Annotated in this window: 11 protein-coding genes; 8 read left to right on the top strand and 3 right to left on the bottom strand. The window is 56.8% G+C overall.

Annotated elements, in window-relative coordinates:
* Positions 1-64: 64 nt before the first annotated feature.
* Complete coding sequence (gene efp / locus ACR0NN_RS04305) at positions 65-628, top strand: elongation factor P (RefSeq protein WP_170591483.1); 564 nt, start codon at positions 65-67, stop codon at positions 626-628.
* Positions 629-673: 45 nt separating this feature from the next.
* On the opposite strand, the gene ACR0NN_RS04300 is transcribed toward efp, so the two are convergent.
* The gene (locus tag ACR0NN_RS04300) at positions 674-1612 is read right to left on the bottom strand and encodes an ABC transporter transmembrane domain-containing protein (RefSeq protein ID WP_170719996.1); all 939 of its coding nucleotides are present in this window, start codon (positions 1610-1612) and stop codon (positions 674-676) included.
* Between the two features lie 107 nt (positions 1613-1719).
* Positions 1720-2457: a CAF17-like 4Fe-4S cluster assembly/insertion protein YgfZ gene (gene ygfZ / locus ACR0NN_RS04295; RefSeq protein WP_170719992.1), complete on the bottom strand. Its 738-nt coding sequence runs from the start codon at positions 2455-2457 to the stop codon at positions 1720-1722.
* A gap of 73 nt (positions 2458-2530) precedes the next feature.
* On the opposite strand from ygfZ, the gene ACR0NN_RS04290 reads away from it, so the two are divergent.
* Positions 2531-3205 (top strand): TIGR04283 family arsenosugar biosynthesis glycosyltransferase, encoded by a 675-nt coding sequence (locus ACR0NN_RS04290; RefSeq protein ID WP_170719989.1) that lies wholly within the window; start codon positions 2531-2533, stop codon positions 3203-3205.
* 841 nt (positions 3206-4046) lie between these two features.
* On the opposite strand, the gene ACR0NN_RS04285 is transcribed toward ACR0NN_RS04290, so the two are convergent.
* Positions 4047-4910, bottom strand: coding sequence for a MurR/RpiR family transcriptional regulator (locus ACR0NN_RS04285; RefSeq protein ID WP_480683949.1), 864 nt, complete (start codon positions 4908-4910; stop codon positions 4047-4049).
* A gap of 130 nt (positions 4911-5040) precedes the next feature.
* Here ACR0NN_RS04285 and ACR0NN_RS04280 point away from each other — a divergent pair, with 130 nt between their 5' ends.
* The 6 genes from ACR0NN_RS04280 to ACR0NN_RS04255 all read left to right on the top strand — a co-directional run bounded on the left by ACR0NN_RS04280 (position 5041) and on the right by ACR0NN_RS04255 (position 11736).
* Entirely contained in the window at positions 5041-5832 is a 792-nt protein-coding gene (locus tag ACR0NN_RS04280) for an N-formylglutamate amidohydrolase (protein ID WP_170719985.1), read from the top strand.
* Positions 5829-6413: a TRAP transporter small permease subunit gene (locus ACR0NN_RS04275; protein ID WP_170719983.1), complete on the top strand. Its 585-nt coding sequence runs from the start codon at positions 5829-5831 to the stop codon at positions 6411-6413. Before ACR0NN_RS04280 ends, ACR0NN_RS04275 begins: the two co-directional genes overlap by 4 nt.
* The gene (locus ACR0NN_RS04270; protein ID WP_170719980.1) at positions 6410-7729 is read left to right on the top strand and encodes a TRAP transporter large permease subunit; all 1320 of its coding nucleotides are present in this window, start codon (positions 6410-6412) and stop codon (positions 7727-7729) included. Before ACR0NN_RS04275 ends, ACR0NN_RS04270 begins: the two co-directional genes overlap by 4 nt.
* A gap of 51 nt (positions 7730-7780) precedes the next feature.
* Entirely contained in the window at positions 7781-8815 is a 1035-nt protein-coding gene (locus ACR0NN_RS04265) for a TRAP transporter substrate-binding protein (RefSeq protein ID WP_170683113.1), read from the top strand.
* Between the two features lie 91 nt (positions 8816-8906).
* Positions 8907-10259, top strand: coding sequence for a glutamine synthetase family protein (locus tag ACR0NN_RS04260; protein WP_170719978.1), 1353 nt, complete (start codon positions 8907-8909; stop codon positions 10257-10259).
* Between the two features lie 94 nt (positions 10260-10353).
* On the top strand, positions 10354-11736 hold the full coding sequence (locus ACR0NN_RS04255; protein WP_170719976.1) for an aldehyde dehydrogenase family protein: 1383 nt from the start codon (positions 10354-10356) through the stop codon (positions 11734-11736).
* Positions 11737-11788 lie beyond the last annotated feature (52 nt).

The following is an 11788-nucleotide window of genomic DNA, read 5'->3' as shown; positions in this document are numbered from 1 at the left end:
GTGTGGTCACGCCAGATATAGGGACAACAACTGACGCATCAACCGTTTGTGAAGGATTTAAGTCATGCCCAAGATAAATGGGAACGAAATTCGCCCCGGCAATGTGCTTGAGCATAACGATGGGCTGTGGGCAGCTGTCAAAGTGGATCATGTAAAGCCCGGTAAAGGCGGTGCTTTTGCGCAGGTCGAGCTGCGCAACCTGCGCAATGGCTCAAAGCTGAACGAACGGTTCCGTTCGGCAGATAAAGTTGAGCGTGTACGGCTTGAGCAAAAAGATCAGCAGTTCTTGTACGAATCCGATGGCATGCTGGTGTTCATGGATTCTGAGACCTACGAACAGATCGAACTGCCTTCGGACCTTTTGGGCGAACGCCGCCCGTTTCTGCAGGACGGCATGACCATTGTGGTCGAGTTCTACGAGAGCGAGGCTCTGAACGCCACGCTGCCTCAGAAGGTCACCTGCAAGATCGTCGAGACCGAGCCGGTCGTCAAAGGGCAAACCGCCGCGAACTCGTTCAAACCGGCCGTTCTGGACAATGGTGTAAAGGTCATGGTTCCGCCCTTTGTCGGGCAGGATGAGATGATTGTGGTGAATACCGAGACCATGGAATATTCCGAACGCGCCTGACGTCCTGCAGCTTCACCAAACAAAGGGTCGCTGAGCGGCCCTTTTTTATTGGGGGCGAACGCGATAGCGCTCGGGGTGATCTCCGAACAGCTCTAACATCAACTCGTACTTGATGCGATTGGCGCTGACCTGTCGATAAAACGCGATCAGAAATGCTGTAGGTCCTTGAATGCGGCCAAGGCCGCTAATCGCGGCCACAACGGTGCCGACATCGGTGCGACCTTGCAGAACAAGCCAGCCGCCCAGCATCAGGATGCCGACGGTACCCGCGCCGTTGATCACGCTTAGTAGAAACTTGGCCGAGAGTTTCCAGATAAACATCTTGCGGCGGGTCTCGAATATCTCGTCGAATTGCGTCTCAATCGCTTTTGAGGCTGCCTCAAGGTCCTTATGCGTCACACTGTCGGTTGCGCTGCGCAGTATCCGTACACGCTCGGCCACGAAGACATTCACCTTACGCTGCGAAGCCAGCACAATGATGATCTGCGGTACAATCATGGACAGCGCGATCAATCCCAACCCTGGTTGTGTGGCCGAGATGTAGCCGATCACGCTTATCAAGGTCCCGATCTGCACAACCGGATCGGAGAACGCACCGCCTGCGAATTTACCCAGCTCTTCCGCCTCGGCGGATATGGCTGTTGTCATCGTGCCTGAACCTAGGTCGGGCCCCTCGGCTTTGACATCGATTGCGCGCACCAGCAGTCGTCCCCGGATAAGGCGGATGATGTCTTCGCCCAGTGTTCCGGCCCGATACCCAAGCACCCACTTCAACGCGAGGCTCAGTAAAATGACACCCATCATTCCAGCGCCAAGCAATAGCAGGTGATCAACCTCGATACTGTCCGAGGTCAGGTGGTTGATGATGTCGCGCTGAAACTCCAGCGGTGCTGCAGCAAGCGCAGCGACTGCCAAGGACAGTAATATGAGAATGATTTGCCGCCCGGCGCTGACACGCCATATCGCAGTATAAAGGCGTAACATCCAAGTACCCCGTTTGGCCGAATACCAATAGTGATACCGAGCAGCTTGGCAGCTTCAACTGCGCATTAGTCTAGAGGCAAGAGGCCGTGCCGGCTCGGCAACAAAGATCAGCTTGGCAGTTTGAGCCTCGCGTCACTCGCCTGCATGTTATCACTCGCGCGATCCAACCGAAGATAAGCGATCGCCTTACCGTCAGACTGCGTGAACAACACACCGGCGGGTTTGCCGCCTGATTGAATCTCGGTCCCGACCGGTGCCGCGCCTTCGATCTCGACAACACGTAGCCCTTTGCGCAGCTCGGTCTTGTGCTTCATGCGCGCGGTGACTTCCTGACCCACATAGCAGCCCTTTTTGAAGTCCAGCCCGTTCAGGGCCTCGAAACCGGATTCAAGGATATAGCTGTCGGGCGTTAATTCGATACCTGTTTCGGGGATACAATGCCGAACTCGGATCGCATTCCAGTCGGTTCCGTCATCGCCTTCGGGCGCAGCGGAGTAGGCGCGCCATCCCAGATCAGAGTGCCGAGGGTCGGGCAGGGCGCCATCCGGCGCAGGGCCGGTGCCGCGCTGAAGATTAAGATCAGTTTCGTCGATGGTTACATCCGCGCGCAGCTTGTACATGGTCAACCGTTTGGCAAGCCCATCGGCCAGTGTTTCGGCCACATCCAGCAAAATCGAGGCACCATCCCGCTTCAGAATGAAGTCGGCCAGATACTTACCTTGTGGGGTCAAAAGAGCGGCATAGACCAGACCGTCGTCCAGCCGCTGCACATCATTTGTGATCAGCCCCTGCAGAAAGCTTTCGGTATCCTTGCCGGACAGGCGCAGAATGCGGCGATTGGACATGGGTTGATCCTCGTTATTTCGTCTGGCCTCGTGATATAGGAGATCGCGCTGCCATGACCAGAGGGTTTCAGACGTGTCCGCCCCGATCTCTATCGTGATTCCAACCTTGAATGCGGGGCAGGCCCTGCCGGGCACCTTGCAGGCGTTGATGGAAGGGCTCCAGACCGGACTGATCCGCGAGTTGATCGTAAGCGATGGCGGTTCGGACGACCCGACGCTGGAAATCGCTGATGAGGCAGGAGCCCGGATCGTGACTGGCCCTGCATCGCGCGGCGGGCAGTTGCAGCGAGGATGTGCAGAGGCCCTGGGTGATTGGCTATTGATTCTGCATGCCGACACGGAGCTGCAATCGGGTTGGAGTACCGTGGTTGCAGAGCATCTGGAAACGGACCAGCCAGCAGCATTCCGGTTACGATTTCGTGCCAGCGGGTTTGGTGCCAGTTGGGTCGCCGCTTGGGCCAATCTGCGTAGCCGTCTGTTTCGATTGCCTTATGGCGATCAGGGGCTGCTGGTGCGTCGCCAGGACTATACTTCAGCTGGTGGGTTCCCGGATCAGCCGCTGATGGAAGACGTGGCCTTGATTCGTGCATTGCCGCGCCCAGTACTGTTAAAGGCTGACGCGGTTACGAGTGCGGAACGCTATATCCGTCAGGGCTGGTTTCGGCGGGGTGGACGGAACCTTTGGACACTGGCGCGGTACTTTCTTGGGGCTGATCCGCACCTTTTGGCGCAGTCGTATCGGGGTTGAACGCGGTGCGCAGTTCGACGATGGACTTGCCCAGCCGGAAGGGCGCGGCAAAGCTGACGAGGCACAAGGCGATAATCTGCAGCACTAAAATATGCGCATTTGCCTGCAGGTATTCCCATTCGTCCTTGAGCTTGCCGACCTGTTCGATCAGATCGTCGTAACTCTGAGCCAGGATCAGATAATCTCCGGCAATTGCAGGCACTTTGCGCCGCATGTTGTCAATCGCGGTTTGTGTTGCTTCATCCAGTGAGGTGAAAACAAGGAACTGATCAATGCTGAACGCATCCGCCTTTGCCGTCATTTCGCGCGCCTCGTCCATGTCATCCTGAGTGGTGCGGCCGAACAGAAAATGAAGCCCTTGCAGCGGCGCCACTTCGTTTGTGACGGCAATAAACAAAGGTAAATCGGCATTGCTTGCGGTCGAGGCTGACAGGAATTCCACCTTCTCACATAAAACGGCCGTGTCCGGGTCATAGGCCGGATCGCAGAAACGCAGTCGGAATCTTGCGGCATCTCGGTCGAACGCAAGTGTGGCGGCATAGGCCACATCAATCTGACGGTCCAGCCGAGAACTGTCCGACGTGTAGAGCCCCGCCATGACCGCCACCAGCGCACCAATCCCGCCCAGGACGACCCAGACCAGATCCGCAAGTTTCCACGCCCGATGGCCTGCGGGCTTACGGAACAGGAACCCGGTGCCGATCAGGCCAATCAGGAAGGCCAGGATCAGCAGCGGCAGTTGATTGTCGGCAATAAATGTCATGGAGGGGAGTGTACGGCTTGCGCGGAAACTGACAACAGTCCTCACGCGCAGTTGTACCCGATAACGCTTTGGATGCGATCAGGACCCAGAGCTTTGGCCGAATTTGCGGAACAGTTTTGTGCGGTCGAACGCCTGCTCTAACTCGTCTGTACGCTGTTTAACGCTGTCCCATAGGCGTTCTTGCATCTCTGCAACCACGCATTCTAGCAAAACCAACAACGACGCCATCGAGTCCCAGGCGGAAGGTACTGCGATACGGGCGGCAAATGTATGTTTCGCCAGTCGATGGATCGGGGATCGCCATTGGTCTGTCAGCAGAACCACCTCGGCCCCGCGTTCGTGGCAGAGCTGTCCGATCAGCAGGGTTGTGTTCTCATACCGGCGCACATCCAATGCGACCAACACATCGCCCTCACGCACTTCCAGAAGATCGTGGGTCCAAGAAGCGGCGTCAGACAACAGCTTCACATCCGGGCGGATCATTTGCAGGTGAAGATATAGGTATTGCGCCAGCGCACCGGTGATCCGGCCCCCGGTGATGAAAACGCGCCGGCTGGGATCACAGAGCAGGCGGCAGAAACTGTCAAATTCTGCCGGGTCAATCTCATCAATCGAACGTTTCTGGTTTTCAAGCGCCTGACGTGAATAACGGTTGAGGATGTGTTCTTCAGGCAGGTCATTTTGCCAGACATCGCGTTTGGCCACGGGACCCGAGATCATCTCTTTCACTTCGCCACGGATCGCAGCCTGAAACTGGGGGTAACCCTCAAATCCAGTTTTCTGCAGCATCCGTGCAACTGTCGTCGTCGATACCGAGGCGACGCTCGCCAGTTCCGTTATGCTGCCAAGGCCCGCCATCGGATAGTCATCCAAAAGCACATTTACCAACTGTCGTTCAGACGGCGTCATCGTTTCGCGATGCGCATGGAGCCTTTCTGTCACCCGCACGGCAAGTTCCTCAGTCAGTTGACGGACACATTGCTGTATAAAATTTGACAAAGCAATCTTGTGTGTAAGGTTTTGTACAGGAAAATTATTGACAGGTGAAGATTGTCTGTGGAAATTTTTCCACATGGAATCACGCGACCCCTCTGCAATCAATGTTTGCCCTGACTTTGGCCCGGTCGTTCGCATCGGCGAGACGACAGGTGAGCCCAAGGTCGTGGTGGTCTGCGAACATGCATCTCGTCGAATTCCGGTTTGGCTGGGGGACATGGGTCTAAATTCCGAAGCGCTGAGCAGCCACATCGCTTGGGATCCGGGCGCGCTGCCGGTCGCCCAGTCGCTTGCCCGACAGCTGGACGGCGTTCTGGTGCAGGGTGAAATTTCGCGGCTGGTCTATGACTGTAACCGCCCGCCCGAGGCACGCGATGCAATACCGGCACAGAGCGAAGACACCGTGATCCCCGCCAATGTCGATTTGGTACCAAAGGCGCGTCAAGATCGCGTTGATGGCGTCTATGCACCATTTGCGCAGGCGCTGAATGATACCATATCCCAGCACATTCATTCGTTAGAGTTGATGGTAACGGTGCACAGCTTCACGCCTGTGTATCGGGGCACTCCCCGCGATGTCGAACTCGGGTTGCTACATGGCAAGGACGCGCGATTCGCCAAAAAGATGATAACCAGCGCAGACCCCGATTTGCCGCTGATTACGCGCCTGAACGAACCTTATTCGGCAGCAGATGGTGTTGCTCATACGTTGGATTGCCATGCGATGCCCAATGGGCTGTTGAATGTCATGATCGAGGTCCGAAACGACTTGATCCAGACCCATGAGCAGCAGCAAGTCATGGCGGATTGCCTGGCGCCATGGATCAATCGCACATTGTCGATCATGCGCAGCAGAGACGTCGCATGATCAGGGCGATGGCAACATATGTGCGAGTGGTCGATGCGGTGAACTATCGGATTGGCCGGGTGATGATGTGGGGCCTGTTTGTGATGATGGGCATTCTGCTGTGGTCATCGATCTCGAAAACGTTTTTCCTCCCATCGCTGTGGACTCTGGAAATGGCGCAGTTCGCGATGGTGACCTATTACATCATGGGCGGGCCATATTCGATCCAGATGGGATCGAACGTTCGGATGGACCTATTCTACCACAATTGGAGCCATCGCAAGAAGGCATGGTTCGACGCTTTCACAGTGATGCTACTGATCCTGTATCTCGGCGTCCTTTTCTATGGTGGCCTCGGTTCAACCGCCTACAGCCTTGGCTATTGGGGTGATGAACCTGTCACCTATTTCACCGGCCTTCTAACCGGCAGCGAAGAGATTGGGCGGCTGGAGCGTTCATCTACCGCATGGCGGCCCTACATTTGGCCCATCAAGGCGATCATGGTGTTCGGCTTCTTCCTGATGCTGCTGCAGGCAATCTCAGAATTCTTCAAAGACATTGCGCGAATCAACGGGCAAGAGATCGGGGCGGCGCGGGCATGAGCCAGGAATTTATCGCCATTTTTATGTTTGCCTCGATGATGCTGATGCTGCTCACCGGGCAGCGCGTTTTTGGGGCGATTGGTGCCGTTGCGGCCGTTGCCGCGCTGGCGCTTTGGGGGACAGGCGGGCAGGACATTCCGTTTTCTGCGGCGATGAAACTAATGAAATGGTATCCGCTGCTGACCCTGCCGATGTTCATTTTCATGGGATATGTCCTCAGCGAGAGCCGTCTGGCTGACGATCTCTATCGCATGTTCCATGTTTGGATGGGGCCGGTAAACGGTGGGCTTGCCATCGGCACCATCGGTCTGATGGTGCTGGTCTCGGCGATGAACGGGCTCAGCGTGGCCGGTATGGCTATTGGGGCAACGATCGCACTGCCTGAACTGCTAAGGCGCGGCTATGACAAAACCATGGTGACTGGGGTCATTCAGGCCGGGTCCAGCCTTGGCATCCTTGTGCCGCCGTCGGTTGTTCTGGTCTTGTACGCGATGATCGCACGGCAGCCTGTGGGACAGCTGTGGTTGGCTGGCATTGTGCCGGGGCTGCTGATGGCGTCGATGTTCATCCTCTATATCTGGATCCGATGCCGCCTTCAGCCACATCTGGGCCCTGCGATGAAAGATGCGCACGAAGTGCCTCGGGCCGAAAAGCTGCGCCTTCTCGGGGCAGGGGCTTTGCCGTTGATCATATTTGCCGCGATGATGCTGCCCTTCGTGAACGGCTGGACCTCTCTGGTGGAAAGCTCGGCCATCGGGGCGCTGGCAGCGCTGGTGGCGTCGATCCTCAAGCGTCGAATGACGTGGAAGATTTTCGAGGACTGCACCAAACAGACGCTGGCAATTTCCTGCATGTTCATGTGGATCATTCTTGCAGCGCTAGGCTTTGGTGCGGTGTTTGACGGGCTAGGCGCGGTGAAGGCAATAGAAAACCTGTTCACCGAGCAACTTGGTCTGTCGCCCTGGCTGATCCTGATCTTGATGCAGCTCAGCTTTATCGTGATGGGTACGTTTTTGGACGACACCGCGATGCTGGTCATTGTCGCCCCGCTTTATGTGCCATTGGTCGGTGCGCTCGGCTTTGATCTGATCTGGTACGGCGTCCTTTACACCATCACGACCCAAATCGCGTATATGACGCCACCCTTTGGCTATAACCTGTTCCTGATGCGCGCCATGGCGCCGCCCGAGATCAGCCTGAAAGACATCTATCGCTCGATCGTGCCTTTTGTCGGGGTGATGATCCTAGCGCTCGCGATCATCATGACGTTCCCCGAGATCGCCTTGTGGCTGCCCGGGTATGTTTACGGAAATTAACCAGAAGGCCCGGCAAACGGGCACCCAAACTTTAACGGAGAGGAAATTGACATGACGACAAGACGTAAGTTTCTGAAAACCGCAGGTGTCGGTGTTGCCGCAGCACCTCTGGCAACGCCTGCACTGGCGCAGAGCACGATCACCTGGCGGATGCAGACCTATGCGGGCCCAGCACTGGCCGAGCATGTGATCGATCCGGCCATCAAGATGTTCAACCAGATCGCTGGCGACCGCATGCAGATCGAGCTGTTCTATGCCGATCAGCTGGTCCCGACCGGCGAGCTGTTCCGCGCTATGCAGAAGGGCACCATTGACGCGGTGCAGTCGGACGACGACTCGATGGCGTCGCCAACCGAAGTCACGGTGTTCGGTGGTTACTTCCCGTTCGCCTCACGCTACTCGCTCGATGTGCCAGTGCTGTTCAACCAATGGGGCCTGAACGAGATCTGGGACGAAGAATATTCCAAGGTCGGTGTCAAACACATCAGCGCCGGAGCGTGGGACCCGTGCCACTTTGCCACCAAAGACCCGATCAACAGCCTCGCGGACTTGCAAGGCAAGCGTGTCTTTACCTTCCCAACGGCGGGCCGGTTCCTCAGCCAGTTTGGTGTGGTTCCTGTGACTCTGCCATGGGAGGACATCGAGGTTGCGGTACAGACCGGCGAGCTGGACGGTATCGCCTGGTCAGGTATCACCGAAGACTATACTGTGGGTTGGGCGGATGTAACCAACTACTTCCTGACCAACAACATCTCAGGTGCCTGGGCGGGCCATTTCTTTGCCAATATGGACCGCTGGAACGAGTTGCCCGAAGATCTGCAGACGCTGTTCAAAGTGTGCTGTGACCAGTCGCATTATTATCGTCAGTGGTGGTATTGGGGTGGCGAGGCCAATCTGCGGGTTAACGGAACCAAGATGCAATTGACCACCATCCCCGACGCGGAATGGGCAACGGTCGAAGAGGCTGCTGTGAAATTCTGGGATGAAATCGCAGCAGAATCCGAGACCAAGGCAAAGGTTGTGGATATCTTCAAACGCTATAATGCCGAGATGCTCAAGGCCGGTCGGCCTTACCGCTACGGCTGACAGAACAGGACCGGTCCGCTTTAATGCGGGCCGGACCAAACAGAGGTCAAGAATTTTCGACGAAAATTCTCGCGCATCGCAGAGGTGAATAATGCTGACGTTCGAGCATCTTAAGGCGCAGGTTTCTGCCGGAGAGATTGATACCGTGCTGGTCTGCATGGTCGATATGCAGGGCCGTTTGATGGGCAAACGGTTTCACGCAGGGCACTTTGTTGCTGGCGCATGGGAGGAAACCCATTGTTGCAATTACCTGCTGGCCACCGATCTCGAAATGGGAACGCCCGATGGTTATGCGTCAACCAGTTGGGAACGGGGGTATGGCGATTATGTGATGAAACCGGACCTGAGCACCCTGCGTCCGGTGCCGTGGCTGGAAGGTACGGCGATGGTGATGTGCGATGTGCTGGATCATCACACGCATGAGGAAGTGCCGCACGCGCCGCGCTCGATCCTGAAACGTCAGGTGAACCGGCTGAAGGCGATGGGCTATGATGCGATGTGCGCGACCGAGCTGGAGTTTTTCCTGTTCGAAAAGAGCTTTGATCAGATCCGCAAGGAGGGCTTTCGCGATCTTGAGCCGATCTCGGGCTATAACGAAGACTACCACATTCTCCAGACCACCAAGGAAGAGCATGTGATGCGCCCGATCCGCAACCATCTGTGGGATGCGGGGATACCGGTCGAGAACACGAAGGGTGAGGCCGAGACCGGGCAGGAAGAGCTGAACATCAAATACGCGCCGGCGATGGACACGGCTGAGTATCACTCGATCGCAAAAAACGCGGTGAAAGAGATTGCATGGCAGCACGGTCATGCGGCGACTTTCCTGCCGAAATGGCATCATGAGAAAGTCGGCAGTTCTTCACACGTGCATCAGTCGCTTTGGGCGGATGGGGTGCCGATCTTTTTCGACGAAAAAGATCCGCTTGGAATGTCGGCGATCATGAAAAGCTATATGGCGGGTTTGTTGAAGTACGCCGCCGACTACACTTATTTCATGGCACCTTACATTAACAGCTACAAGCGGTTCATGAAGGGTACTTTTGCGCCGACGCGGATTATCTGGTCGGTGGATAACCGGACTGCGGGTTTCCGTTTGTGCGGAGACGGAACCAAAGCGGTTCGGGTGGAATGCCGTATCCCGGGCTCGGACATGAACCCATATCTGGCGATGGCGGGGATGCTGGCTGCGGGGATCGCTGGCATAGAAGAAGGGTTGGAGTTGCAGCCCCCCACCACGGGCGATGTTTATCAGGGTGAGACCGGGATGATCCCGGGCAATCTGCAAGCGGCGCGGGAAGCGCTGCATGGCTCGGCCATGTTGCGCACAGCGATGGGGGATGAGGTTGTCGATCACTATGCCCGCGCGGCGGAAGTGGAGATTGAGGAATTCGAGCGCGTGGTGACCGATTGGGAAGTTGCCCGCGGGTTTGAGCGGGCTTGAGAGGGTGGAAGCGAGGGGCCAGCCCCTCGCGCTCCCCGAGATATTTATGGCCAGATGAAGCAGGGATCCTGTTTCTTTCGGAAATGGAGTGAATATGGGACAGATGTTGAAATGTGTCTCGCCGATTGACGGGTCGGTTTTTGCCGAACGCGAGGTGTTGTCACAGGACGCCGCTTTTGAGGTTGCTGCGCGTGCACGTGCGGCTCAGGCAGCGTGGGCGGTGCGTCCGCTGCAGGAGAGGATTGATCTTGTCATGGCGGGCGTGGCCGCAGTTGGTGCGATGAATGATGAGATCGTGCCAGAGCTTGCGCACATGATGGGACGTCCTGTGCGCTATGGCGGTGAGTTTGGCGGGTTCAACGAACGTGCCAGCCATATGGCCGGGATCGCCGAGGCGTCTCTGGCCGATATCGCCGTGGGCGAAGATGGGACCTTCAAGCGCTACATAAAGCGCATCCCGCATGGGGTGGTATTCGTGGTGGCACCTTGGAATTACCCATACATGACAGCGATCAATACGGTGGCTCCGGCGCTGATCGCTGGTAATACGGTGGTGTTGAAACATGCCACACAGACGCTGCTGGTGGGCGAGCGCATGGCGCAGGCTTTCCATGCAGCTGGTGTGCCAGAAGATGTGTTCCAGAATGTCTTTCTGAGCCATGACGTGACCAATGATCTGATCGCAGGCAAGGCGTTTGATTTTGTGAACTTCACCGGCTCAGTGGGTGGTGGCCAAGCGATGGAGCACGCCGCGGCGGGGACCTTCACCGGCGTCGGCACCGAACTGGGTGGCAAGGATCCGGGCTATGTGATGGAAGATGCCGATCTGGATGCGGCGGTGGATACTCTGATTGATGGCGCCATGTTCAACGCGGGTCAGTGCTGTTGCGGGATCGAGCGGATTTACGTGCACGAAAGCCTTTACGATCAATTCGTCGCCAAAGCGGTGGAGATCGTGAAGGAGTATAAGCTGGGCAGCCCGCTAGATGCTGAGACAACGATGGGCCCGATGGCCAATGCGCGCTTTGCCGATGAGGTACGGGCGCAGATTGCCGAGGCGGTCGAGGCTGGCGCGGTGGCCCATATCGACACGTTCCCCGAGGATGATGGTGGCGCATATCTGACACCTCAGATCCTGACCAATGTCACCCATGACATGCGCGTTATGCGGGATGAGAGTTTTGGACCCGTCGTCGGCATTATGAAAGTGTCTTCAGACGAGGAAGCTATCGCGCTGATGAATGACAGCGAGTTTGGCCTGACCGCAAGCCTCTGGACGCGCGATGTGGATCGGGCTGCGCGTGTTGGCGATCTGATCGAAACCGGCACCGTCTTTATGAACCGAGCGGACTACCTAGACCCCGGCCTTTGCTGGACGGGTTGCAAGAACACCGGGCGCGGTGGCGGCTTGTCTGTCATCGGCTACCACAATCTGACACGTCCCAAATCCTATCACCTCAAGAAGGTAACGGGCTAAGGACGATTTGCCTGCCCCGGATTAACCCCCTCGCCGGGGCAGGCCCTTATTA

The organism is Ruegeria sp. BA2 (genome assembly GCF_056539605.1).
This window is presented reverse-complemented; position numbering and strand designations above follow the sequence as displayed.